The sequence below is a fragment of the Halobacillus sp. B23F22_5 genome (assembly GCF_043497085.1).
Lineage (GTDB): Bacteria > Bacillota > Bacilli > Bacillales > Halobacillaceae > Thalassobacillus.
Map to the genome: position 1 here is coordinate 130,537 of NZ_JBIEKI010000003.1, position 26,855 is coordinate 157,391.

At 44.7% G+C, this 26,855-nt stretch carries 22 protein-coding genes; 1 reads left to right on the plus strand and 21 read right to left on the minus strand.

Annotation, left to right across the window (positions count from 1 at the left end; translation table 11 throughout):
- Positions 1 to 5: 5 nt before the first annotated feature.
- The 10 genes from ACGTN9_RS06080 to ACGTN9_RS06125 all read right to left on the minus strand — a co-directional run bounded on the left by ACGTN9_RS06080 (position 6) and on the right by ACGTN9_RS06125 (position 12,618).
- On the minus strand, positions 6 to 1,340 hold the full coding sequence (locus ACGTN9_RS06080) for a YjiH family protein (protein ID WP_499591461.1): 1,335 nt from the start codon (positions 1,338 to 1,340) through the stop codon (positions 6 to 8).
- Positions 1,341 to 1,410: 70 nt separating this feature from the next.
- Entirely contained in the window at positions 1,411 to 2,397 is a 987-nt protein-coding gene (locus tag ACGTN9_RS06085) for an agmatinase family protein (protein WP_499591462.1), read from the minus strand.
- Positions 2,394 to 3,668 carry an imidazolonepropionase gene (gene hutI / locus ACGTN9_RS06090; RefSeq protein ID WP_499591463.1) on the minus strand — a complete coding sequence of 425 codons (1,275 nt, stop codon included), beginning with the start codon at positions 3,666 to 3,668 and terminating at the stop codon, positions 2,394 to 2,396. The genes ACGTN9_RS06085 and hutI overlap by 4 nt, the downstream gene beginning before the upstream one ends.
- A 16-nt stretch (positions 3,669 to 3,684) precedes the next feature.
- A complete protein-coding gene (gene hutU, locus ACGTN9_RS06095) occupies positions 3,685 to 5,349 on the minus strand; it encodes a urocanate hydratase (protein WP_499591643.1) in 1,665 nt (554 codons plus the stop codon).
- Between the two features lie 272 nt (positions 5,350 to 5,621).
- Positions 5,622 to 7,085 (minus strand): helix-turn-helix transcriptional regulator, encoded by a 1,464-nt coding sequence (locus ACGTN9_RS06100; RefSeq protein ID WP_499591464.1) that lies wholly within the window; start codon positions 7,083 to 7,085, stop codon positions 5,622 to 5,624.
- Positions 7,086 to 7,307: 222 nt separating this feature from the next.
- Positions 7,308 to 8,018, minus strand: a complete 711-nt coding sequence (locus ACGTN9_RS06105) for a LutC/YkgG family protein (protein ID WP_499591465.1) — start codon at positions 8,016 to 8,018, stop codon at positions 7,308 to 7,310.
- Complete coding sequence (locus ACGTN9_RS06110) at positions 8,018 to 9,442, minus strand: LutB/LldF family L-lactate oxidation iron-sulfur protein (protein WP_499591466.1); 1,425 nt, start codon at positions 9,440 to 9,442, stop codon at positions 8,018 to 8,020. The genes ACGTN9_RS06105 and ACGTN9_RS06110 overlap by 1 nt, the downstream gene beginning before the upstream one ends.
- 18 nt (positions 9,443 to 9,460) lie before the next feature.
- Positions 9,461 to 10,177 carry a (Fe-S)-binding protein gene (locus tag ACGTN9_RS06115; protein WP_499591467.1) on the minus strand — a complete coding sequence of 239 codons (717 nt, stop codon included), beginning with the start codon at positions 10,175 to 10,177 and terminating at the stop codon, positions 9,461 to 9,463.
- A 75-nt stretch (positions 10,178 to 10,252) separates the two neighbouring features.
- Positions 10,253 to 10,960 carry a FadR/GntR family transcriptional regulator gene (locus tag ACGTN9_RS06120; protein WP_499591468.1) on the minus strand — a complete coding sequence of 236 codons (708 nt, stop codon included), beginning with the start codon at positions 10,958 to 10,960 and terminating at the stop codon, positions 10,253 to 10,255.
- Between the two features lie 71 nt (positions 10,961 to 11,031).
- A complete protein-coding gene (locus ACGTN9_RS06125) occupies positions 11,032 to 12,618 on the minus strand; it encodes an L-lactate permease (RefSeq protein ID WP_499591469.1) in 1,587 nt (528 codons plus the stop codon).
- Between the two features lie 438 nt (positions 12,619 to 13,056).
- Between ACGTN9_RS06125 and ACGTN9_RS06130 the strand changes: the two genes are divergently transcribed.
- Entirely contained in the window at positions 13,057 to 14,409 is a 1,353-nt protein-coding gene (locus ACGTN9_RS06130; protein ID WP_499591470.1) for a glucoamylase family protein, read from the plus strand.
- 122 nt (positions 14,410 to 14,531) lie between these two features.
- Here ACGTN9_RS06130 and ACGTN9_RS06135 read toward each other — a convergent pair whose 3' ends face one another.
- From ACGTN9_RS06135 to ACGTN9_RS06185, 11 genes are all read right to left on the minus strand, one after another.
- On the minus strand, positions 14,532 to 15,515 hold the full coding sequence (locus tag ACGTN9_RS06135) for a quinone oxidoreductase family protein (protein ID WP_499591471.1): 984 nt from the start codon (positions 15,513 to 15,515) through the stop codon (positions 14,532 to 14,534).
- Between the two features lie 58 nt (positions 15,516 to 15,573).
- Positions 15,574 to 17,205, minus strand: coding sequence for a long-chain-fatty-acid--CoA ligase (locus ACGTN9_RS06140; protein ID WP_499591472.1), 1,632 nt, complete (start codon positions 17,203 to 17,205; stop codon positions 15,574 to 15,576).
- A 788-nt stretch (positions 17,206 to 17,993) separates the two neighbouring features.
- Complete coding sequence (locus ACGTN9_RS06145) at positions 17,994 to 18,686, minus strand: YesL family protein (protein WP_499591473.1); 693 nt, start codon at positions 18,684 to 18,686, stop codon at positions 17,994 to 17,996.
- A 27-nt stretch (positions 18,687 to 18,713) separates the two neighbouring features.
- The gene (locus tag ACGTN9_RS06150; RefSeq protein WP_499591474.1) at positions 18,714 to 19,682 is read right to left on the minus strand and encodes a sugar phosphate isomerase/epimerase family protein; all 969 of its coding nucleotides are present in this window, start codon (positions 19,680 to 19,682) and stop codon (positions 18,714 to 18,716) included.
- Between the two features lie 19 nt (positions 19,683 to 19,701).
- Positions 19,702 to 20,742, minus strand: a complete 1,041-nt coding sequence (locus tag ACGTN9_RS06155) for a Gfo/Idh/MocA family protein (RefSeq protein ID WP_499591475.1) — start codon at positions 20,740 to 20,742, stop codon at positions 19,702 to 19,704.
- Between the two features lie 6 nt (positions 20,743 to 20,748).
- The gene (locus tag ACGTN9_RS06160; protein ID WP_499591476.1) at positions 20,749 to 21,780 is read right to left on the minus strand and encodes a Gfo/Idh/MocA family protein; all 1,032 of its coding nucleotides are present in this window, start codon (positions 21,778 to 21,780) and stop codon (positions 20,749 to 20,751) included.
- Between the two features lie 22 nt (positions 21,781 to 21,802).
- A complete protein-coding gene (locus tag ACGTN9_RS06165; RefSeq protein WP_499591477.1) occupies positions 21,803 to 22,522 on the minus strand; it encodes a ThuA domain-containing protein in 720 nt (239 codons plus the stop codon).
- Between the two features lie 63 nt (positions 22,523 to 22,585).
- Positions 22,586 to 23,626, minus strand: coding sequence for a LacI family DNA-binding transcriptional regulator (locus ACGTN9_RS06170; RefSeq protein WP_499591478.1), 1,041 nt, complete (start codon positions 23,624 to 23,626; stop codon positions 22,586 to 22,588).
- A 19-nt stretch (positions 23,627 to 23,645) separates the two neighbouring features.
- Positions 23,646 to 24,467: a carbohydrate ABC transporter permease gene (locus ACGTN9_RS06175; RefSeq protein WP_499591479.1), complete on the minus strand. Its 822-nt coding sequence runs from the start codon at positions 24,465 to 24,467 to the stop codon at positions 23,646 to 23,648.
- Positions 24,467 to 25,327 (minus strand): carbohydrate ABC transporter permease, encoded by an 861-nt coding sequence (locus ACGTN9_RS06180; RefSeq protein ID WP_499591480.1) that lies wholly within the window; start codon positions 25,325 to 25,327, stop codon positions 24,467 to 24,469. The genes ACGTN9_RS06175 and ACGTN9_RS06180 overlap by 1 nt, the downstream gene beginning before the upstream one ends.
- A 190-nt stretch (positions 25,328 to 25,517) precedes the next feature.
- On the minus strand, positions 25,518 to 26,819 hold the full coding sequence (locus ACGTN9_RS06185; protein ID WP_499591481.1) for an ABC transporter substrate-binding protein: 1,302 nt from the start codon (positions 26,817 to 26,819) through the stop codon (positions 25,518 to 25,520).
- Positions 26,820 to 26,855 lie beyond the last annotated feature (36 nt).

Here is a 26,855-nt window from a genome sequence, read left to right on the forward strand (position 1 = left end):
TGCGATTAGAGTAAAAGATAGGCAATCGGTGTAACGATGAGAATCGTCAAAATCGTACGTTCAATCCAAATCACAATCAACTTCGGAATACTGACCGGTATATCGGTTGATAAAATACAAGGAATAAGCGCAGAAAAGAAGAGAATCGCTGATACCGACAACGTCCCGATTACAAACTTCGTAACCATCGGCGCCTCAGCGACCAACAGCGCAGGCAAAAACATTTCTGCAATCTCAATAGCCGAAGCCTTGGCTGCCAGCAAAGGTTCCGGAACTTGCACCAACAACGTGAATGGATAAAAGATATAGCCTAAAATATCAAATACTGGGGTAAATTCAGCAAGCACCAGACCAAGCAACCCCACAGACAGTATCGATGGTAAAATCGCCATCGTCATGATGAAGCCATCCTTCAAGTTCATCCCTATATTTTTCCCAATCGAGGGAGAATGTTCTGCAGCCTCCATGGCCTGCTTCCAGGCTGCCTTCACTCGATTGCGCTTGACCACTTCTTCCGGCTGGCCCTTTCCATCAACATAGTCATCACTAATTTTATTAAGCGGCCATATACGTACAGTTATGGCTGTCACCAAAAATGTAACGAATAGCGTGACCCAGAAATAAGTGTTCCAAATTTCCATCAGTCCAAGTGTTTTGGCAACAACAATCATGAAGGTTGCCGATACGGTCGAAAAGCCAGTGGCAATGATGGTCGCTTCTTTGATCGTATACTTGCCTTCTTTGAACACACGATTGGTAATCAATAACCCGATGGAGTAGCTGCCGACAAACGAAGCGACGGCATCAATAGCAGAACGTCCAGGTGTTTTCCATATCGGACGCATGATCGGCTGCAGGAGGACACCGATGAATTCAAGCAGACCATAGCCAACAAGCAAGGCCAGAAAAACAGCACCGATTGGAACAAGCAGCCCGACTGGGATCACCAATTTCTCAAATAAGAACGGCCCCATACTAGGTTCGAAAAGCCAGGCTGGCCCGAAGTTAAACATTAACATTGCCGCAACCAGCACACCAAGCACTTTGAAAAAGGAGAGCGTCATATTGACTGCATCCCTATTCCATGTCTTATTGTAGAACGGATAGGCTGCGCCTAAAATGATGACAAGCAGCGCATAATATGGAACTACAGCGCCCATTGACGTCTGGATAAAGGTGACGATATGATCCAGCGGAATCGAGGACGTGCCTTTAATAGTTACGGGTATAAAGAAAGTGAAAATACCAATCAAACTGTACAAGAAAAACTTTAATAGATTTTTTCCGCTTGACGACTGAGGTACTTCAGGGAGCTGGACATCCTTTTGCACATTCTCCATTTTTCCTACCTCCTGTTATGTGAATAATCAGATAATTTGAAAGGTAAAGGAAGGACGAGTTTTCCTCGCCCTACCGCTTACAATAACCGGTCAAAAAAGACAGCATGACATGAACCGCACTTTTCACTGCCACCTCACCGACATCTTTTCGTGGATCTAAACAAACGATATCTAACGCCTTCACTTTTGAATGCTCACCGGCAAGCTGGACCGCTTCAAATAATTCTTCCGAATACATCCCACCTGGGGTTGCTGCAGGAGCAGCCGGATTATGGGTGATATCCAGCACATCCATATCTACCGAGACATAAATCGTGTCTACCTGCCCTGATAATTGTGCCAGGGCACTGGTGACGACTTCTGTGATACCTTTTTTTCGTGCCTGCTTCATCGTTGTATAATGGAGGCCAACCTCATCTGCATAGTCTTTCAGCTCTTTCGCATTGAAAAAACCATGGAGGCCAATGTTATGAACATGTCTGCCTTCCACTGTGCCGCTTTCAACCAGGTTACGGATCGGTGTTCCATTTGCAGGCCCTAACTCACTAACATCACGTAAATCAAAATGAGTATCAAACTGTAAAATACCTACTTTTTCATCCGGATGTGCCTGCTTCCAACCCTTGACGAGCATCGCCGTTATCGAATGATCGCCACCCATCGCCACTGGTAACGTGTGGGGATGGTACGTGCGCATCGCAGCCATCGCTTCGGTAATTTTCTGATGGGTGAACGCGATGTCTGTGACATGCTGTTTGACATCACCAAGATCGATCGCCTTCAATTCAGCAAGGTCAATATTCTCATCCAAATTATACGTGCCGAATGATTTCCAGGCTTTCCGCATAGCATCCGGGTTTTCACTGGCAGCCGAAGTGCTGATCGACGACTTTGAAAGGGGCACACCAAAAATCGTCACATCATAACCTTTCCAAGCAGGGGTATGCTCCCCAATCGTTTCAATCCATTCATGCACCTTTAAATCTGAACGCTTCTCTGAGTTACGGGACCAGACCATGCTCGGCCTGTCGAGCATCGGATAAGGATAGCCACTCATTGCAGCTGCCCTCCCAGTACCAGCGCCTTGCCTGCTTTGATGACCGTATCAACATGATTCATGCCATACTGATAAGACAATACGAGATAGTTAGGTACATCAAAAATCGTTACATCGCCTTTTTTTCCTGGTTCGAGACTTCCGATCTCTCCGGCTGCGCCAATCGCATGGGCCGCATTGATGGTAGTCGCAGTCAATACTTCTTCCGGCGTCATCCCCATTTTCAAACAACCGAGGTTCATAATGAACGGCAGGGAAATGGTCGGTGATGACCCGGGGTTGGCATCTGTCGATAACGCTACGGCAACGCCGCCATCAATCATCCGGCGTGCATCAGCGAATTCAGCCATTAAGAAAAACGCTGTACCAGGCAATAGAACCCCGACTACATCAGCCTCTGCCATATCTTTGATGCCCTGTTCCGAAGCTTTCAAAAGGTGATCTGCTGAAATAGCACCGACTTGTGCGGCTAACTCTGCTCCACCATATGGTTCGATTTCATCAGCATGGATTTTCGGGATCAGTCCATGTTGTTTGCCAGCCTCCAGAATCCGCTTCGATTGTTCTGGTGTGAACACCCCGCGTTCACAAAATACATCATTGAAAGTTGCCAGTTTTTTATTAGCCACTTCAGGAACCATTTCATCGATTACCCGATTCACGAACGGTTCCGGATTATCTTTTTCATCCATTGGTACCGCATGAGCCCCCATGAATGTCGACACGATATCGACCGGGTGGTCGCTATCAAGCTGCTTAGCCACTTCCAGCTGTTTCAATTCATGCTCAAGCGTCAGACCATAACCGCTTTTTGCTTCAACTGTCGTGACCCCGTGGAGTAAAAATTGATTAAGACGCTTCCGGGACTCCTCATATAACTGTTCATGACTAGCCGCTTGTGTCGCCCGTGTCGTCGCATGAATCCCACCGCCTGCCTGCATGATTTCCATGTACGTTTTACCTTTCAAGCGCATGGCATACTCATTTTCCCTGGTACCGGCATGCACCAGGTGAGTATGAGGGTCGATCAGTCCTGGCGTGACAACCTTCCCTGTTGCATCTATATGTGACTCCGTGCCAATCAAGTCCTGATAGTCAGCTCTGATCTCTTCGTCTGTTCCAACAGCAACGACTTTACCTTCCTCGATATAAACAGAGCCATTTTCGATAATTTCCAGCTTAGACATTGCTTCCTGTTTTGCGGGATGGTCGTTATGACCGGACATCGTAATCAATTGTGCTGCATTGGTGATCAATAGTTTCTGTGTCATATGCATCTCCTCCCTGTTAGTTTTTCATCATTGGTATTTGGACGCCTTTTTCTTTCGCTGTCTTTTTTGCCAGATCATAACCGGCATCAGCGTGGCGAGCTATTCCCATCCCCGGGTCGGTCGTCAGTACACGTTCCAGCCGTTTTTCTGCATCTTTTGTGCCGTCAGCAACAATCACCATACCGGCATGAAGCGAGTAACCCATCCCGACACCTCCGCCATGATGGACACTGACCCAGCTGGCTCCACCTACACTATTGATCAATGCGTTCAAAATAGGCCAGTCGGCTACTGCATCGCTGCCGTCTTTCATCGCTTCTGTTTCCCGGTTCGGTGAAGCAACTGAACCGGAATCGAGGTGATCACGGCCAATTACAATCGGTGCCTTCAACTCACCGCTTGCAACCATGTCGTTGATGATTTTGCCGAACTTCGCCCGTTCTCCATAGCCGAGCCAGCAAATACGTGAAGGCAGCCCCTGGAAACTGATTTTATCCTGTGCCATCCGAATCCAGTTGCACAAATGCTCGTTGTCGCTAAATTCCTTTAAAATCACTTCATCTGTCTTGTAAATATCTTCTGGGTCCCCGGACAAAGCTACCCAGCGGAACGGTCCCTTTCCTTCACAAAATTGCGGCCGGATATAGGCTGGAACGAAGCCAGGGAAATCAAAGGCATTGGTGATGCCTTCATCTTTTGCCACCTGACGGATATTGTTGCCATAATCGAACGTTACCGCACCTTTTTGCTGCATCTCCAGCATCGCTTTGACATGAGCAGCAATACTTTGTTTGGAAAGCTTCACATATTCTTCTGGTTCTTCAGTACGTAAGCGGGCTGCCTCCTGTAAATCCATCTTGACCGGGACATACCCGTTCAATGGATCATGCGCGGAAGTTTGATCTGTCAATACATCAGGTGTGAAACCTTTCGCTATCATCTCCGGTAAAATCTCTGCTGCATTTCCAAGCAAGCCAATCGATAAAGCTTTTCCCTGATCACTTGCTTCCTTAGCCATCCGAATCGCTTCCTCAAGGTCATCGGTCGAGGTATCCAGATACTTGGTGTCCAAGCGGCGCTGAATACGGTGTGGGTCAATTTCAATCGCAATACATACACCGCCATTTAAAGTGACCGCAAGTGGCTGCGCTCCACCCATTCCTCCAAGGCCTGCGGTCAGTGTAATCGTACCGGCCATTTTCCCGTCAAAATGCTGGCGGGCACATTCGGCAAACGTCTCATAAGTACCCTGGACGATTCCCTGGCTGCCAATATAAATCCAACTTCCCGCCGTCATCTGGCCAAACATCATCAACCCCTTGCGGTCAAGTTCATGAAAATGCTCCCAGTTGGCCCAGGCCGGCACCAAATTTGAGTTAGCGATCAAAACCTTCGGGGCATCCTTATGGGATTTAAACACTGCTACAGGTTTTCCAGACTGGATCATCAGTGTTTCATCAGCTTCCAATGTTTTTAAAGAATCGACGATTGCATCATAGCTTTCCCAACTACGGGCCGCTTTCCCGATCCCACCGTAAACGACCAATTCATCAGGATTTTCTGCTACATCAGGATGGAGGTTATTGCTAAGCATCCGTAAAGCAGCCTCCTGAATCCATCCTTTCGTATGCAAATCCGTGCCGCGGTATTGTTTCACTTTATCTGACTTCGTATTTGTCATCGTACCCATCCCTTCTTTGGATTTCATAGTTATAGCTTAGCAATCCACCTGGCCGGATAATAGATGACTAACTTTCGAATTATGATATTTTAATATTAAAAAGATAAACCTATATATTAAAACGCTTTCAATTTTAGCAATAATTTTATGTAGAGATAAAAATAATAGAAAAACACCCAGCAAGTGGGTGTTTTGGTTAAGAAAGCTTGCAGCATATAAGTTTTGCTTCCAACATCGCCCCTGTTAGTAGTCTATTTAATAGTGGAGGGGACTTAGCCTTGCAAATCCCGGTACTCACGGGGGGTTTTTCCAGTCGCTGATTTAAAGACACGGCTGAAATAGTTCGGCTGGTTGAAACCGACTTCCGCCGCTATCTTCTGAATGGTATCATCCGTAGTTTCAATCAGTTCTTTTGCTTTTTGAATTCTGATTTGAATCAGCATCTCACGAAACGAATGTTGGTATTTCTTTGATAGCAAGTGGCTGAAATAAGCGGGACTCCTTCCGATATGTGCAGCAACATCATTAAGCGATAGACTTGCATTCTTATAATGCTCTTCCATATAGGCGAGCGCAGCTTCCCCGATATTTCCTGTTCTTGCACCTTTTTGAGTCGATAAGGATTTAATAAGCTCATGGATGAAAAGAACAACTTCTTGCACGATTCGATATAAGACAGGACTATATAGGATTTTGTCGAATATTTTTTTATATTTGACTTCATTCTCATCAGTTTCTAAGCCTTTTCGAATCATAAACCTCCGGATTTGAGCCAGTATACTTGTCAGTCGAGTTCGAAGTAACCCAGGATCAGGATAGGGTGGTTGAAGATTGAAAAATTCACGATACAACCACCGTTTGATTTCTTCTGATTGACCCTCATCAAGACTACGAACCCAGAACCGCTGTTCATCCATAGTCAGAAAAGGATCCATATCTCTCCATATATATGCTTCATTGTACGTCAGCACCTGTTTGTAACCTGTAAAAAAAGTAGCCTCCATCACCTTTCGTAGACGCTGGTAAATACTATGTAAGGATAGAAAGTCATCCTTTTCATGGACAGCGATAGCAAGCGGTCCTCCGCCAGCCTGTTCCCATTCGCGCAAAAAACGCCTTGCTTGCTGAAAAGGTTCAGGAATAGCCTGATGAAATGCAAGGACTATCTGATCACTAGTTGAAAATACGAAAGGATGACTATAAAAGTCGAACTGTCCAATAAAAGAACGCAGACGGTATAAATCACGGGGATACTCCGGTCTTACCAGATAAACTGGATAAATGTAAGGTAGATGATCATCAATAAATAAAGATTCATAATTGATGATAGGAGGTGTGCTTACTCCCGTTTCTCCGCCCTGTCCATGGGTAAGCATCCGGCATCCTTGCTGAACAGTATGTTTGAGACGAGATGGCGATATCGGTTTGACTAACAGGTCGATTGCGTTAATTTCGATCGCTTGCATAGCACGTTCAAAAGTTGGCTCGACTGTAACTGCTATTACTTGATTACTAAACCTCTGGATGAAAGTCTTCGCAAGCTCCCATTTGGTTTCAGGGATCATATCAAGTTCAATAAAGAGAAGGTCTGGACGATCATTTTCCAATGAATCCAGTATTTCAGCAAATTGGCCTGCTCGCTTGATTGTTGAAACAGGAAAAGAATATTTTGATAGTAACCACTCGATTCCGGCGAGTTCCTGGCTGTCACGATCTGCCAGCAGCAACTGATACATGCACTCCCCCTCCTTTATCCCTATTCTACCTTAAACGCCCCAGATCCTCTAGATAGTACAGGATCTGGAGCGTAACTATTTGTGTCGATTTCCCGGGAAATAAATTAATTTGTGTTAATAAGTGTCGATAAGTTACGAACAGCTTTGATAGCGTCACATAAGGTTTACATGTACAATGTAGACCCTTTGATAACTACCTTATGGCATTATATAACACTATATCTATTTATCTTCTACTACAATATAGGTAACTTTGATCGGTCCATGGACACCTACAATCAAGTTCATTTCAATATCTGCACTGTTGCTTGGCCCAGTGATGAAGCTGACACAGGACGAGACTTCGTGCCCCTGCTGATTAGCTTCATGGATATGCCTGGCAGCCTGCGTTATCCTCGGTACAATTGTACTTTTTGGTATGACCGCAATATAAGTCTTCGGGAGCAGGCTGATCGAGCGGCCATTCCCTTTATTGTTGAAGAGGGTTACAGTTCCGGATTCTGCAAGCGTCGCATCGCTGAAAGTGATACCCACATCCGCCCGCTCGGCGAATACTTGATTTTCTTTCCCTTTCCCGGCATCCCAAATATGGACTTCAACTCCTTCAGCTTCCATTCGTTGATAAAAGCTGTCCAGGCTGTATTCCTGGTTGCGCGAATCATCAGCTGCAATGATTGACTTTCCTTGGTAACGGTCAACCGTCTCTTTCAGAACATCCTGTAATCCAGCCGCATCCGTTTTTCGAAAATCCGTATGAATGACTTCACATTGCTTTTTCAGAACATCGACCAGCTGATCCTGAGAATAACCCTGGTAAACTTCCCACTGGGGGCTTACACTCCACTCCGGGCGCTCGACACCTTCTGTACGCCGACTACGGCCAAGATTTTCCGCCAGATTATTTAAAAATGATTCACGATTTTGAATTGACATCAGGATTCATCCCCTTTCTTACGGGATTTGTACCAGGAACGGAACGACTGCTTGCTTGGAGCCGGGAAGTCCCGGACATCTGTCCAGGCTTTCATCGGACCTGGTCCGTTTTCAATTTTTTCGTCTTTTGTCCAAGGTTTCAACGCAGTACGAGCCATTTTGGTACTCATCTTATAGGCAGCCGGACTTGATCCCCACTTGGCAAAACCTTTCATCGCAAGCTTCTCAGCTTTAGGAGCTTTATTTTCTTTTTCTACTATGATCTGCCGGTGTCGGATTAAATGCTCATGAAGGGGAATCTTCACCGGACACGCTTCGGTACAGGCAGCACAAAGCGTAGATGCATACGGCAGTTCCTTATGGTCGTCATATCCATCAAGCAATGGCGTTAATACTGCCCCGATCGGCCCTGGATAAATAGAACCGTAGGAGTGTCCGCCGACATGCCGGTATACAGGACAGGCATTGATACAGGCAGCACAGCGAATACAATGTAGCGCTGACTGGAACTCGGTCCCTAAAATCTTCGAGCGGCCATTATCAACGATTACCAGGTGGAATTCTTCCGGTCCGTCCACTTCTCCTTCCAGACGGGTTCCAGTCAAAGAAGTGACATAACTGGTCAGCTTTTGACCAACAGCTGACCTGGTCAGGAGACTGACTAACACTTCAAGATCTTCCCATGTCGGAACAAGGCGTTCCATCCCCATTACAGTAATTTGCGTATCGGGTAGCGATGTGACCAGTCTTGCGTTCCCTTCATTGGTTACAAGGGTAACTGCCCCTGACTCCGCTACAGCAAAATTGCACCCGGTGATTCCGATATCTGCTGACAAAAAGTCTTTCCTGAGCTGCTCTCTCGCAAATAAAGCGAGCTCCTCCGGTTTATCGGTCTTATCATAGCCTTTCTTGGCGGCAAATGTTTCCCGAATTTGTTCTTTATTTTTATGAAGTGCCGGTGTAACAATATGGGAGGGGGGGTCTTCATCCAATTGCAAAATCCATTCACCGAGGTCCGTTTCGACCACTTCGGACCCGGCTTCCTCCAGTGCCTTATTCAGCCCGATTTCCTCGGTCACCATCGATTTTGATTTTACTACTTTCTTGCCGTTCTTTTTCTTGATGACATTTTGAATATAGTCATTCGCTTCCTCAGCTGTTTCTGCAAAAAAGACATTACCGCCACGTTTGGATACTTGCTCGCTCAACTGTTGAAGATAAAAATCAAGATTTTCCATTGTGTGATTACGGATTTCTTCCCCGAGGGTGCGCCAGTCTTCCCAGTTTCCAAGTTCTTCTGCCGCTTTCAGACGCCCGCTCCGGAACCGTCCTTGAGCAGACGATACCGCACCGCGCATGAAGTCATTTTTTATCCCTTCCTGAACTCGGTGCTCAAAAGAATTCGTGCCAATTCGGATACTCATAGAATCCCCTCCGTTCTATTATTGATAGTTAAGTATATTGGCGATATGCAGGACCTTGACCGGTTTGCCATTACGCGTAAGGCGCCCGCCGATATTCATCAGGCAGCCCATATCCCCACCGACCAGGTACTCCGCTCCAGTTTCTGTGACATGTTCTGTTTTCTCCTCGACCATCTGCTCAGAAATCACTGGATTCTTCACCGAAAATGTACCACCAAACCCGCAGCAGTCCTCTTTCACGGGAAGTTCTACAAGTTCCAAACCTTTCACATTCTCCAACAACGTCATCGGTGCATCTTTGACACCAAGCAGTCTTGTCATATGGCAGGAAGGATGATAAGTCACTCTTCCCTGGAATTTAGAGCCGACATCTGTGATTCCCATGACATCCACTAAAAACTGCGTCAATTCATAAGATTTACCCGCCAGGTCATTAGCCGCTTCTTCCCATTCGGTATCCCCTTTGAAAATATGCGGGTATTCATGCAGCATAGCTACACAAGAACCCGATGGCCCAACCACATATTCCGAGTCTTTGAACGCCCGCATCATCTGTTTCATCGATTCCTTTGATTCTTTCAAATAGCCGCTATTATAAGCCGGCTGCCCGCAGCATGTCTGCAGCTCAGGAAAATCTACCTCACAGCCCACTTTTTCTAAAACTTCCACCGTGTCTTTCCCGACGTCGGACGACATGATATCACACAAACATGTAATGAATAAGGACACTTTCATGCCATTCACTCCTTCTTTTAAATAAAAGCAGGTCATCTGATGACCTATACGAAGAAAAGACTGGGTCCAGTCTGATCATTCGATATACTCTGCTAACGCCTGCTCTACTCCAACTAAATGATTCAGCATATGCTTTTGTGCGAGCTCTGAATCTCTGTTCTTAATTGCTTCAAAAATCAGCCAATGTTCTTCTAACAGCCTGGCTGTACTTTTCTCGGAATGCAGCCAATGCCTGCGTGTTTCACGCATCGTTTCCATCATAATTTCGGAGACACTATTCATCAGATTGATCAACATTTGATTATCGGTCGCACGGGCTATAGCGATATGGAACTCCAAATCAGCTTTCTCACCCAGCTCGCCATTCCCTTTCGCTTGTTCCATTGCATGGAGCGCTTCAACCATAGCCGCTATGTCTGAATCACTATGTCTTTCGGCAGCAGAACTAACAGCACCCGCTTCCAGAATTTTTCGTACTTCCAGTAGTTCTTTGACGTCTTCGCGTTTCATGATGAGCGCTGCAGCAACAGGCAGTGAAAAGCGTGAGGCGTCAAACTCTTTGATATACGTACCTTCGCCCTGCCGCATTTCAACAAGCCCCATCGCACGCATCGCACTGAGTGCTTCCCGGATAGCTGAACGGCCGACATCGAAATTCTTTGCCAGCTGTTCCACTGAATCTAATTTATCGCCAGGCTTCAGATCGCCGTTTTTTAACATGGCAACCAAAGAATCTGCTACTTCTTCATAAATTTTCCGTGCGCGTATTCGTTTATATTCCACTATTTCTTCCTCCAACTGCTTATTACCTTCATTTTAATGGAAAGAGAAGGAATTGGAAAGGCGGACTGTATTTACAAAAATTGTATCAACATAAACCCTCCGACACCGGCAAGTAAACCATATAAAAGAGCCGGACCCAATGTCTTTCGGATAATGTCACCTTCCTTACCGGATAACCCAACGACCGCAGATGCGGCAACGACATTATGCACACAAATCATATTTCCTGCCGCAGCACCGATCACCTGAACTGATAACACCACATCAGGGTTCAAACCGGTTTCATTGGCAATACTGTACTGGATTGGCGAAAAAGTCAGGGTAGACACCGTGGCACTGCCAGTGATGAATGCTCCTAATTCACCGAGAAATGGGGCAACAAAAATCCACATCGGCCCAAAACCTTGTGCCAGGGCCTGTGCGATATATTGAGGCATGCTCATCAAATCATTCATATTCATTCCGGAATTCGTGAAAACCTGCACCAGTGCAAGGGTTGAAATCAAAGCAAGTCCCGCATTTTTAATCGAGCGGAGTGACTCTTTGGATGCTTTCTTAAAATTAGAAAACGACTTTCTTTGGATCAGTACAGCTAAAATAGCGGCCAACACCAGTACCGTTCCTGGCGAATATAGAAGCTGCCAGTCAGAAGTAATGCCCTCAATACCGAGAATATTGCTCCAAGTGAGGTCGATGGCTGTCAATGTAAAATCTTTAACAACCGGAATAATGCGGGTGATTAACAATAGCCCTACTACAACCAAATACGGAGACCACGCTGTTACCAGACCCATCTTGGACTTTTTCGTTTCAGGCTGGAATCCTTCCTTTAAGGCATCTGTCCATTCTTCCTTTGGCAGCAGGATACCTTTTTTAGCCGTCAAAGTTGCTACGATAAGTCCGGTTAAAGAGGCTAGAATGGCAACGAATTCATGGCCGAACAGTGTAGCATAAAGTAGTGCGGATGCCGTATATGTAACCCCGATTAATAACGTCCATGGCAGCATGGCTACAGCATCTGTGATTCCTTTTCTTTTTCCAAAGAAAACAGTCAAAATAACAATCAAAATGAATGGAATGAACGTCCCCGCGAACATATCAATCATAGCGATCTTGACACCGACGTTTTGAAAGAATGGAATATCTGCCCCTGGTATGTTACTTAACCCTACTTGAATTGGTGTTCCAACAGCCCCAAACGAAACACCAGGACTATCAGCAATCAGCGCCAGGGCAGCCGCCGCCATCGGGTTGAACCCTAATGCTACCATCAGCGGGCCGGTAACTGCAGCGGGGGTTCCGAACCCTGCAGCCCCTTCAATCAAAGCGCCAAATAAGAAAGCGACGATGATAACCTGGACGCGCATATCCCCGGAAATACTCCTGAACCCTTGATTGATCCGGTCGACAGCACCAGTGTGTCGAAGTGTATTTAATAGAACGATTGCTCCAAATAAAATCAATAGAATCGTAAACGCTTTATGTGTCCCCTGTAGTATAGAAGCGAGAACAACTTCTCCTTCCATCCCCCACGTAGTAAGCGCTAACAAAATAACGATAATTGCACTGAAAAACATTCCTTTGAGCGCAGACATCCTCAATAACACCAGGAAAATAAATGGTGCGATAATGGCACTCAAAGCCACAAGCAACAACATAGCTGAAAACTCCCTTCTGGTTGATTACTAGTTTTCGATAAAACGTTTTCAAAGATAAATATAACTAATAAGGTCATCAGATGACCTGCTAACTAATCTACATTTTAATCTCATTTACGAGAAAACACAAGTTTTTTTGAAAACACTTTCATATAATTAAACCATTTATTCTCCCGCCTCCTACTGCCGAACAAGGATGATCTGTTCTAATAAGCAATGACAATTTTAGCGAAACGTTTCACTTATAATGAAGAGCAAAGCGGAAACTATCCAGCAACCACCACTTTTTGCTCAGTTATATCTTCCGAAAAGACTATTACAAAGGATTTATTTTTTTAATTTTCTGAAATTATTTCTTTTAGAGCATTTACGTTAACGCTGGATTTTTGTATACTCAACTCGAAACGTTTCACTAATCCACCGAAAGGAAGTGACATATTGAAGAAATTCTTTTCCAGTATTTTAATTCTCATTGTTTTGGTAAGTATAGTTTTACCGGCAGGATCTGCAGCCCAACCGGCAAACAAAGGTAATGAGGTGGCTTTTTCTAAACAATTGAAAACGATTTCAAAACAAACCTACCGGTACTTTGAAGATTTTACAAATGAAGAAACAGGACTTACAGATGATGCTGTCAGATTAAACGACGGTACAATTAAACCTCAAACGCATACATCTCCAACAAATATCGGAATGTACATGATGAGTACAATCTCAGCTCAGGAAATGGGTCATATTTCAAAAGAAGAAGCAGTTGATAGAATTCAAACCACCTTGAATACATTAGAAGGGCTCGAGAAATGGAACGGATTATATTACAACTGGTATAACACGGAGGATGGCTCGCTGATGACCGATTGGGGACAGTTCATTTCCACGGTAGATAACGGATGGCTGTCAGCAGGGTTGATTGTTGCAGGACAAGCATATCCTGAATTGAATGACCAGACCAGCAGCCTGGTAGAAGCTATGGACTACTCAAAGCTTTATACTCCTGAAGTCGGACAAATGAGAGGCGGTTATGATGTCGCAGCCGGAAGCTATACTGCTCACCATTACGGAGCCTTTTATACGGAACCCCGTGTCGCGAGCTACATCTCTATTGGGAAAGGAGACGTACCGTCCGAACATTGGTGGAAGATGTACAGAACCATGCCTGACAGTTGGGATTGGCAGGCTCAAAAGCCTGAAGGCTATCCAGTGACCTATGATGGAGTGGAAGTTTTTGAAGGTCACTACAGTTATAATGGGAAAAAATATGTTCCAAGCTGGGGAGGAAGCATGTTTGAAGCATTGATGCCGCAGCTGGTTCTTAAGGAAAAAGAGCTGGGGAAAGATGCGCTCGGCCTCAATAACCAACGTCATGTCGATATTCAAATCGAGTATGCAGAAGAACAAGGGTATGAGGCTTGGGGCATGTCACCGGCTGCAACACCGGAAAACTATTCTGAGTTCGCTGCCACACCTTTAGGAATGGATGGATACAAATCCGATGGTACCGTTACTCCACACGCTACATTCCTTGCACTGGAATACGCACCAATGGAAGCATTTGAAAACATTCAAGTGCTGAAAGAATTCGATATGTATGGAAAATATGGTTTCCTTGATTCCGTCAATGTTGAGACAGGTGAAGTTACGCAGGCCTATCTGGCATTAGACCAGGGGATGAGCATGGTTGCTATCGCAAATTACTTGAAGGATGGCGTTATCCGCGATTATTTCCACCAGGATGAAATCGGAGAAAACCCTGAGGAATTACTGATTAAAGAAGAATTTTCGATAAAATAAAATGCTAATTCGGCTTTCCTTTAGAATAGGGGAAGACTATGTTAGCATTATCAACACTATCGCTTAACAGAACCAAATAAAATGGCCAGACACTCTAATGATAGAGTACCTGGCCATTTAAATTATGGTTTCATAATCAATTTACCCTTCGTTTCTCTTCCTTGCAGCTTACGATGTACTTCTGCTGCTTCTTCCAGGTCAAAGACTCCTCCGATTTCCAGCTTGACTTTTCCTTCTTCAATATAACCTAAAATTTCTTTCAGGCTTTCCTGGAACAAGGTGGGCTTTTTCATGATTTGCGGCAGGAAAAAGCCGACGACGGATTGGTTTTTCGCCATTAAGCTGGATGGATAAAAGTGGGGCTGTTCCCCGCTTGCGACACCATAAATGACAAGTCGTCCAAATGAGGCAAGGCAATCGAGCGTTTTATGAAAAACATCTCCACCTGCCATTTCCAATGCAACATCGACTCCTTTGCCATTGTTCAAACGGCGTACTTCTTTTTCCCAGCCTTCTTTCGTATAGTCGACAACTTCATCCGCACCGTATTCTTTAGCCAGTGCCCGCTTTTCTTCACTGCTCGCTGTACCGATCACTTTGCCTGCGCCGAAAATTTTTGCAAGCTGGACGGCGAATAACCCGACACCCCCTGCTGCGGCATGTACCAGGATGGTCTCTCCTTTTTCTAACCGTCCCATCGTTTTGATAATGTGGTAAGCACTCAATCCTTGCAACGGTATCGCAGCTGCATAGGCTTCATCAACGCCTTCCGGAATCGGAATAAGTCCCCTTTCATTCGCTATCGTGTATTCGGCATATCCGGTAGCACGTTCATCACCAACCAAGGTGACAACACGATCGCCTTCCTTGAACAATTGTACTCCAGAACCTGCTTTAGCAATGACGCCTGCTACTTCTGAACCTGGTACGTAAGGCAGTTTCGTTTCCACCACATACTGGCCTTCACGCCTTGCGGTATCTGCATAATTGACACCTATCGCTTTTGTTTCAATCAATACTTCATGCTCGCCCGGCTCCGGAAGCTCCATATCAATCAGTTCCAGTACTTCAGGACCTCCGAATTCTTTAAATTGAATTGCTTTCATGACTACATCCATCCTCTGACTAGTTTTTTCTGCTTTCACTTCTGTTAGTTTAAAGGTGCTATTGCTTTGCTTTATTAACAGTTTCTTCACGTATTTTTCGCCGCAAGATTTTACCGACATTCGTTTTCGGTAGTTCGCTTCTGAATTCTACCGATGCCGGAACCTTGTAGGCTGCCATATTGTCCCGGCAATATGCAATTAATTCCTCCTCTGTTGCTGATTTTCCATCTTTCAACACGACAACGACTTTCACGGTCTCGCCGCGATATTCATCCGGCATTCCGACCGCAACCGCCTCCTGCACGGCTTCATGCTCGTAAAGGATTTCTTCAATGTCACGCGGGTAGATATTAAAGCCGCCTGCAATAATCAAATCTTTTTTTCGATCGAGGATATATAAGTATCCTTCATCATCCACACGGGCGATATCCCCAGTGTAAAGCCAGCCATCGCGCAGGGCAAGTTCCGTTTCTTCCGGCATATTCCAGTAACCTTTCATTATTTGAGGACCCCGCACAACCACTTCTCCGGTTTCCCCGACAGGAACCTCATCCATCCCGTTACTGACATCGACAATTTTATAATCGGTGGATGGAACCCCAATCCCGACACTTCCGGGTTTACGTTCACCGAACATTGGGTTGCAGTGAGTGACAGGTGCTGTTTCCGATAGTCCATATCCTTCATAAATACGGCCGTCTGTTTTCGACTCAAAACTCCTCATCAATTCCTGAGGCATCGGCGCACTGCCACTGTTGCAGACACGAATGCTGTCTATGCCATATTGCTCTGCTTTCGGATGACTGGTAATCGCCACATACATCGTCGGTACGCCCGGGAAGTAAGTTGGCTGCTCACGCTTGATCGTTTCCAGCACTTCTTCCAGCTCAAACCTTGGAAGCAGAATCATACTCGAGCCAGAGTGGATCGCCTGATTCATACACACCGTCATTCCGAACACATGAAATAAAGGTATAACAGTAAGATAACGTTCCTTTCCATGTTCAATATCATCTTTAAAATACTCATGCGTCTGAATCACGTTAGCGACCAAGTTTCGGTGGGTCAGCATTGCACCTTTCGACCTGCCCGTTGTTCCGCCTGTATATTGAAGTACAGCGACGTCTTCAGCAGGATTGATTGTCACTTGTTTCGGCGGACCAGGTGCTGTCTGTAAAAACGTGGTGAATGCTATTTCTTCACCTGCAGGTTCATATTCTTGCGCAAAATCTACGACGATCACATGCTTTACCGGGGTATCTGCTTTGATTTTTTCAAAAACAGGTACAAGTGGAGCATATAGTACAAGTGTTTCCGCTCCTGAATCTGTTAAAATATGTTCAAGTTCCCGTCCTACCAGCATCGGGTTTACTTGAGTCACCACGGCACCTGTCATCAATGCTCCATAATAACTAATGACATAATGGGGACAGTTCGGAAGCATAATGGCGACCCGGTCACCTTTTTTCACACCGCGATCCTGCAGAGATGAAGCGAACGCGCTCGCTTGCATCCCTAATTCCTTATACGTGATCTTTTTGTCAAAAAAAGTGATGGCTGTGTTATCGGGAAAGCGTTCGACTGACCTCGTCAAAAACTCATTAAGAGCAATGTCCGGAATCTCAACTTCGCTTTTGATATGAGCCGGATAATGCCTTTTCCATACTTTTTCCAATATGTAACCCCCCATAAATTAATGTAAACGCTTACAAATAAGCTGTTCATGTACCCTAGCAGTTACTTCCAACTATATACCAATAGTTCAGAATATTCAATTAAAATAATCGGTAGTAAATATATACCAGAGCACGTTTATAGTTTTTTTGGCTCTGTTAAATCTCAGTGTTGATTTTACAGTTAAAGTTCCCTTTACGTGAAGACTCAGTTTCGAGATAGTGGGGTCCGTTGCCATGAGATGAATGGGATGGTCCGGGAAACCACTCGCTTTCCTGCGGGGGACCTGGCAAGCTTCCTCGGGCTAAAGCCCTGTGGGATCTTGCCTACCCCCTTCTCCCGCGGGAGTCTCGCTGTTTCCCTGCCCATCCAGCCAGTTTTATACTAAACGGACCCTTCAAAAGGAGAAAGAGTGTAGTAGAAACCTTCATGTTGACGCATTTACAAAGGATATAAAGGTGCCAAAGTCTTCTTTCTATTATCATGGTCGATTTCCATAACGATTTCGAGAATTTCCTATAATGGCAAGGGGCGTAGGGAAACGGTGAGACTCCTGTGGGAGCTGAGTGATAGGTGAGGCCCCGCAAGGCGAAGCCTGAGGAGACTCAGCACACGCCCACGGAAAGCGAACCGTTTCCCGGAGCCCCTAAACTCCGATATTATCTCGAAATCAAGTCTTCGACTTTACGGTCCTATTGTTGAATAACCCTCTTATAAAAAAACAATAACAAAGTTTAACAGAGGCATAGTTTTAATGGAAAAATATAAAAGCTGCAAGCAACTTAAGGTCACCTGCAGCAACGATTATTGATTTAATTTTTTCGCTACTATTTTTAAATATAACCGATAGAATGCGGAGAAAGAAAGGAATGCAAGCAAGCTTCCACTAAACAATGGAATAATGATGGGGAAGATATAGAGACTGATATACAAAACCACTCCGCTGCTGATAGAGACAGCAAGAAATAATAGCGGGCTGCCTACCGTTATAAAAAAAGCCTGCCGTAACAGGCCGCGTAATTTTATATTATAATGAGCGCTGACAGAAAAGAAATTCAGGGTGAAAATGAACAACAGAATTCCCATCACGACAAATAAGTTCATCAGCACTTCATTTCGACCAGAAAAATAATAAATATCAGCAAGCAGTATGCCCCACAACGCTACAAATACAATTCCTGCAAGCAAGCTGGTCAGGTAGTTTTCTTTATAGTAGCTCACATATTTGCGGGGTTTCCTTTCCTCTTCGTCCTTACGCACCCATTCCCTTGCTTTGGCAAACATGGCCGTAGTTGCAGGGAAAAATAAAGGAGGCAGCAGTACTACCAGCGGAACTGTTAAATAAATTAGCTGATCAGAACTTTCTATATAGAACATGCTGATGAGAAGGAGGGCGATTGGCAAGTTGAAAACAACCCACTGTAAATTTACGAGTGAAAATCGCATGATCCACTCACTTACTGCATAGAGTCCGCCCATAAAACCTGTATTTTTCACCTTGCTCCCTCCTTCATGCCATCAACCTTAGACCCACCACATATCTGCCGGGGGTTCTTCGATATTGACTGCTTTCAAATTTTTCACTGCTTGATTGAAACCTTCGCTGATCGACATGATCGGATCCTCATGTTCGATGGAGATGACATGGTCATAACCAAATGTTCGAAGGGCACTTACAATATTAGACCATTCCTGGATACCGTGTCCATAACCGACTGATCGGAAACTCCACGCTCTAGTCTGAACTTCTCCATACGGTTGCATATCCGTAAGCCCGTACATGTTAACATTTTCCTGGTCGATATACGTATCTTTCGCATGAAAATGGTGAATGGCGCCAGCTTTGCCCAAAATTTTGATCGCTGCGACTGGATCGATCCCCTGCCACCACAGGTGACTTGGATCCAGGTTAGCACCGACAGCCTCACATGTTTCCTCACGCAGTTTAAGCATGGTATACGGCGTATGGACAAGGAAGCCGGCATGCAGTTCTAAGCCTATTTTCACGCCATGATTTTCAGCGAACTTCCCTTGCTCTTTCCAATAGGGAATCAACTTTTCCTTCCACTGCCATTCCAGGACACCCGAATACTCTCCCGGCCATGGTGTTACCGGCCAGTTAGGTGTCTTGTCCCCTTCTGCCCCGCCTGGTGTTCCGGAAAATGTATTGACGACAGGTACATTTAGAAGCTGAGCCAGCTTGACGGTTTTCACAAAAATCTCATGAGATTCTTTTGCAAATGCTTCATCTGGTGACAATGGATTGCCATGGCAGCTGAAGGCACTGATGGTGAGCCCGCGGGAATGCACTTTCTCCAAGTATGCTTCCCGTTTCTCTTCGCTTGCCAACAACTCATCAACATCACAGTGAGCATTGCCTGGATAACCGCCAGTTCCTATTTCAACTGCTTTTAATCCGGAATCCTGTATATGGTCGAGCATATCTTCAAAGCTCATATCTGAAAACAAAACCGTAAACACGCCTAATTTCATATTGCTTCTCCCCTATCCTTTAAACTAATTTGATGCTTGAACCTGTTTCACTGCTTAAATAGATAGCTTCCATCAATTCGGTAACTTTCAGGGCTTGTTCCGGTTCAACGACTAATTGCGCATCCCCTAAACAGCTTTCGACAAAATTCTTCGCCTGTAAAACTCCCGGACTGAGTTCTTCTTTCGGAAGCTTGACCATGCTGTCCCATACAGCCCCGTATTTTGCCTGATAGAGCTCAAAGGGATAGACATCGAGCCCGCCATCGACTCCTGAAATACTGAGTGATGTCTTATCTTCTTTTATGTTGGCAGCCCAGGATGTTTCGAACTGCATCGACATCCCATTGTCAAAGGTGATGTAGCTTGTTACATGATCGTCGACATTGAAGTTTTTATGATCGAACGGTCCCCAGTCATTGACCTGGCCCGGGATTTTGCTCAGCCGGTCATACGTTCTTCCCATCACTTCTACAGGTTTTGGATCATCGAGCAGCCAAAGTGACAGGTCAAGCAGGTGACAGCCAAAGTCAATCAGGCTGCCGCCGCCCTGCAATTCTTTATTGGTAAAAACGCCCCAGCCTGGCACTTTGCGCCGTCGTAACGCCTGAACACGTGTGACTAAAGGATCGCCGATTTCTCCATTGGTGATGACGGTCTTGGCCAGCCGGGCTTCGGGTGTGTAGCGATAATGGTAAGCAATCGACAAAAGCCGATCGTTTTTCCTGGCTGCTTCCACCATGGCTTTCCCTTCTTCTGTCGTCATGGCCATCGGCTTTTCGCACATAACGTGGACACCCGCTTCCAGTGCAGCAATGGAAATCTCCGCATGAAACTTGTTCGGGGTACAGATAGTCACTGCATCGACATGATCAAAAAGCGTGCCATAGTCTTCATGCACCTGTGGGATATCAAATTCTTCTGTCACTTGCCTGGCACGTTTCTCGTCAACATCCTGAATTGCTGTTATTTCTACTTGATCAGAGAGTGATTGATAGGCCGGGATATGTCGTTGTGTAGCTATCCCTCCGACTCCGATAATTCCCATACGCAGCTTTGGCATCATTAATCACTTCGCTAACCTGGTAATTTGTTTGGTTTCTCCAGACTCCACGGCTGCAAGGATAACCTCTAAGGAACGTTTTCCTTCCTCACCATCAATCAACGGCTTTTTATCATGGACGATACAGTCTACAAAATGATCGATGACACCTGTATTGGTTTGCCCGCCTTCATCATTTGATTGAATTTGCCCAAGCTCATATTTGACTACTTCCCCATTGGTATATTGGACAATAAGGGAATAATCAGGATCGTCTTCCAGTCGAAGCGTCGCCTTTTCTCCATAGATGACAGTGGAGTTATCTTCCTTTGCGTTGTATGCCCAGCTGGCTGTCAGTGTCCCCACAATGCCGGACTCACTTCGTAAAATACAGACAGCATTATCATCAACGGTAACATTATCTTTCGCATTATTTTCGACGAATCCGGCCACTTCAACAAACTCTTCTCCTAATAAATGGCGCAAGAGATCCGCCTTATGTACACCAAGATCGCCCATAGCCCCAATAAAAGCTTCATCTTTTTTAAAGAACCAGCTATCATCACCATCGACACTCCATCCCTCAGGACCACCATGGCCGAACGTCGTGCGGAAACTGTAGATCTTTCCTGCTTCACCTGCTTCGATTAGATTACGCGCCCGTTCATGGGAAGAAACGAACCGCTGGTTGTGAGCAATCATCAGTTTCTTGCCGTTCCGTTCAGCAGCTTCAATCATATTTTCTGCTTCTTCCCGGGAAGTCGCCATCGGCTTTTCGCACAGTACATGACAGCCTGCGTTCAAAGCAGCAATCGACACAGGAGCATGTAAATAGTTCGGCAGGCAGACGCTGACCGCATCAATCTCCTCTTTTTCCAGAAGGTCTTCATAACTGGTATAAGATTGAGCGCCGAATGCCTCACCAGTTACCATTGCCCGTTCCTCAACAATGTCACAAACTGCGGTAATATCTATTTGTTGATTTGCTTCAAACTCAAGCAAGTGACGATTTTGCGCGATACTTCCACATCCGATAATAGCTACTTTCAATTTTTCCATTTGCATTAGCCTCCCCTGATTATTACTTTTCAGAAATAGTTTCTAATGGTTTTGCATTGCCATATACGTGTTTTGGAGTTCCTTCATTCTTGACCCAATTTACGCCATTTTGAATGACTTTTTGGATTTCTTTATTATGATAAGTTGGATAAGTTTCATGACCAGGACGGAAGTAGAAAATCTTACCTCGGCCACGACGGAAAGTGGCTCCGCTTCGGAATACTTCTCCTCCTTCAAACCAGCTGACAAATAATAGTTCATCTGGAGCCGGGATGTCAAAATGTTCCCCATACATTTCTTCTTTTTCCAGTTCGATATACTCTCCAAGCCCCTCTGTGATCGGATGGCTTGGCTCAACTACCCATAAGCGCTCTTTTTCATCGGCTTCACGCCACTTCAAATCACAGGTCGTACCCATCAATTTCTTGAATACTTTGGAAAAGTGAGCCGAGTGAAGGACAACCAGCCCCATGCCTTCTAATACACGCTGCTTTACTTTTTCTGCGATTTCGTCTTTTACTTCGTCATGGGCTTTATGTCCCCACCAAACCAGAACGTCGGTCTCAGCCAGCACCTCATCGGTCAAGCCATGTTCTTCTTCATCGAGGGTTGCCGTTTTCACATCGTGGCCTTCCTCCTTTAAAAACCCGGCAATGGCCCCATGAATCCCCTCGGGATAAATATCAGAAACCACTTGATTTTCTTGTTCGTGACGGTATTCATTCCATACTAATACTTTCATGACTACATCTCCTTTAACAAATTGATGGCAAACGTTTGCACTATTTAATACAAAATAACGGACTTACTTTTTATCTGCCATAGCTTGTTTAGCTATACAGGACTCCCTTTCCACAATAACAGTCGGTACAATGACACTCTTTTTGAACACTTCGCCCCCACCGAGTAGTTCGACCAGACAATCCGCAGATTCATAACCAAGCTGATAAGACTGTGTATCCACTGTCGTCAATGGAGGATTGGCCAGTCTTGAGATAATCGTATTATTAAAAGAAAGAACACTCATTTCCTGTGGAATCTGTACATTTTTTTCCTGCAATGCAAGCATAACAGATAACGCATTGAAATCATCAGTTACGATCAATGCTGTCGGAGGATTATCCACTTCCAACAGTTCAGAAACAATTTTCTTTGCGTCACCGCTATCAAATTGGATATTTTTAAATAAAGATTCTGGAAGCTCGATACGATGTTCTGCGATTGCCTGTTTGAATCCAGCCAAACGGGCAGTCGTTACTTCAAAATGGGAATCACCGCCAATATAGCCGATTCGGTTATGACCAAGGCTGATTAGATACTCTGCCACTTCTTTCGCAGCCAGTACATTGTCGTTATCGACATAAGTAATTTCGTTGGCATCTGCCGGTGGTTTCCCGATCATGACAAACGGGAAATCCCTTTCCCGCAAGTAAGGAACCACCTTGTCATCTTCCTTGGAGTACAAAACAATCACACCATCGACACGTTTTCCCTGCACCATTTTAACCACATCTCGGAATATCGCTTCCTCGGAATCACCTGTGGTGATATTGATACTATAATCATGTTTATGACAGGAAGCGCTGATACCCCGCAATACCTCAGCGAAAAAGGGATTATCGAACGAGTGGCTGGAGGACCTTTTCATCACAATTCCAATCGTCTGTGTTGATTGCTGCACAAGCACTCGACCACTGAAATTCAAGTGATACCCCATGTCGTCCATTACCTTACGTACTTTACGCTTCGTCTTCTCACTGATTCTCGGACTATCCGATAGGACACGCGATACCGTGGATGGCGCCACATTCGCCTGTTTGGCTACATCTTTAATTGTAACTGACACCTGCATCCACTCCTAATAATTATTTTACCGCGCCCTCAGAAACTCCATTGATAATCTGCTTCTGAGCGAAAAAGTACCCAATAATGACCGGGATGATGGCAATTGTCAAACCTGCCAGAGCCAAATGCCACTGCTTAGTATATTGTCCAAAGAAATAGAACATTTTTAATGGAATCGTTGCATTCGCTTCACTTAAGACAAGCGATGGCAATAGATAGTCATTCCAAATCCAGATGACGTTCAGGATTGCGACTGTTACAGAAATTGGCTTCAATAAAGGGAATATAATTTTCCAGAATAGCTGGAAGCGGCTGGCTCCATCGATGATTGCTGCTTCATCCAATGATTTGGAAACACCAGTCATCGCCCCGTGATATAGGAAAATCGATAAGCTGCAGCCGAATCCCAGATACATGAAAATCAGTCCAGCCGCATTCAACATGTCTGCCTGACCAAAAATAGAAATTAGTGGAATCATAACCGATTGAAATGGAATCAACATTGCCGCTACGAACACAAAGAACATCACTCCACTGAGTTTGCTCTTATTACGAGCAAGTGCGTAACCAGCCATTGATGAAAAAATTACAATGATTCCCACACTAAGCCCCGTAATCAAAACGGAGTTGAATAACGATTTTAAAAAGCTTAAGTCAATAAATGCCTGGACAAAGTTATCAAATTCCCATTCTGCCGGGAACCCGAGAACCCCGCTGAATATATCCCGTTTCGTTTTAAATGCATTGACAATCATTAAATAAAAAGGTGCGATCCATAATAACCCCAGAATAATTCCGAGAATTTCGATTGAGAATAGACTTTTCTTTTCTTGATTTTTCATTACATCTCAACCTCTCGTTTCTTATTATAGTATACCTGTGTCAGCGCAACGACAGCGACAATCAGAAAGAAAATGACAGCCTTTGCCTGGGCATAGGACATTTGATTATCTGAGAAAGCTGTCCGCACGATTTCCATCGCCACCATCTGTGTGGAGTTATAAGGTCCCCCGTTTGTCAGCGATAAGTTCTGATCATAAATTTTGAAGGACGTGGAAAGTGTCAAAAACATACTGATGGTGAAAGCTGGTGCCACAAGTGGGAAAGTAATATTTTTAAAACGCTGAAAGCTGCTCGCTCCATCAATTTTAGCCGCTTCAATTAATTCTTTCGGAATGTTCTCTAAGTATGCAATATAAATAATCATGATATATCCGGCCATCTGCCAGGACGTCAAAATGACTAAGCCCCAAAACCCGGTCTCTGTGGTCGAAAGCCAGCCTTGCATGGATTCCACCCCTAGCAATTCTCCGATATCACCGAACACACTGACAAAAATAAACTGCCAGATAAAACCGAGAATCAGACCGCCAATCAGGTTCGGCATGAAAAATACTGTCCGTAACAAGTTGTTGCTTTTAATATTACGTGTGACTATCAAAGCAAGTGCAAGACCGAAAAAGTTTAATAGCAATACAGATGCTACTGCAAATTTAAGCGTGAACCAGATCGAATTCATAAACTCTTGTTCCTGGAACAAGTTGATGTAGTGTTCAAAACCGATAAACTCAGTCGCTGTAAGACCATTCCAATTGGTAAACGAGTAAACAAGCCCATACAGGAACGGAATGACCACCACAATTCCCAAAGCTAGAATAACCGGTGTAAGAAAAAGCCAAAAGGCCGGGCTGCGGTTTTGCATGTGTTTCTCCTCCAATTCTGAGCACGATAACCCCTTTTGCTATCGTTTTGTGGTTTGCATCTGATGTATAAATGAAAACATCTCAACCATCAGGTATTATGTTCTATCACCTGACAGAAGAGATATTTTCAATTAGGTTCGACAAGAGAAAATTGAAGACAGCTTGTCTACGTACGTAACATTCACTTATTTATTGACGTGAATCTTCCCAGTCTTTTCGAGCATTTTCTTCTACTTGTTCCCATGTGATATCTCCACTTAGATACTGCTGCATGTTGACCGCAAGACTTCCTTCTGTCCAATTCGTTGGTGCTCCAAGGAAGACCCATCCTAACGTGTCTCCAGCAGCTGCATATTCATAGATCTCTTTAGAAATTGGATCCGCAATCTTTTGATCTTCATAACCTTCGTATGCCGGGATGAATTTGAATTCTTCTGTAACGAATTTCTTACCTTCTTCAGAAGTATACATCCAGTCTAAGAATTCTTTACTTTCTTTGACTACTTCATCTTCTGATTGTTTGTTGACAGCCCAGTACATTGGAACGCCTACAGGGATACTTCCTTCATATCCTTCAACCGGAATCGGCAAAAGACCTACATTATTCTTGGCCATCTCCTCATCCATTTGAAGAATTGTGTTGTACACCCAATTCCCTTGCTGAATCATAGCTACTTCACCTAAAGAGAACAATTCTTCAACCTGCTGGGAATAATCCAGGCTCAAAGTCGGCTGTACGGAATATTCGTTTTGCAGGTCCAGAAAACGCTTCATCTGGTCTCCCATAGCGAATTCAACTGTATCTGCCTGATAAGCTTCCATTACATCATGATTGAATTCATCAGCCAGGAATGTATTAGCAAGGTGGTTTCCGATTACCCAGGTTTCTTTCGCAGGCAGAGCAAATGGTGCCTGAATTCCGAGGTCTTCTTTTTTGCTATCCAATGTCTCTGTCGCTTTTACTAAATCCTCATGGGTTTTAATGTCATCAGGGTTGATGCCGGCCTCTTCAAAAATTTTCTTATTGTAAAGGATCCCGTATCCTTCCTGGTTGAAAGGCAGGCCTAGGGTTTCATCATTCTTGTTCACGCTCGTAAGCGTACCTTCCAAAGCTGTTTTAGCAGCTTCGGTATCTGACATATCTGCTAAATATTTTTCATACGTTTCTACGTCCGATGGACCGCCAATGTTAAAAATATCAGGTTCTTCGCCTGAAGAGAATGATGTCTTCAAGGAAGAGCCGTAATCATTTCCACCGCCGACAGTTTTAACATTGATATTCACATTAGGGTTTTCTTCCTCATATTTCTCTGTCAACGCTTCAAACTGATCCTTGAATTCTACTTTAAACTGGAAAATATCTACGGTCACTTGATCTCCAGATCCCTCGTCCGAACCAGAATCTGACCCTGCACCAAATGAACAGCCAGCCAATGCGATACTGGAAGCCAGCAGAGCAGAAGCTACGCCATAAAACTTTTTCTTCTTCATGTAAAACACTCCTTAAGTTGGAATAGGATTGAATGA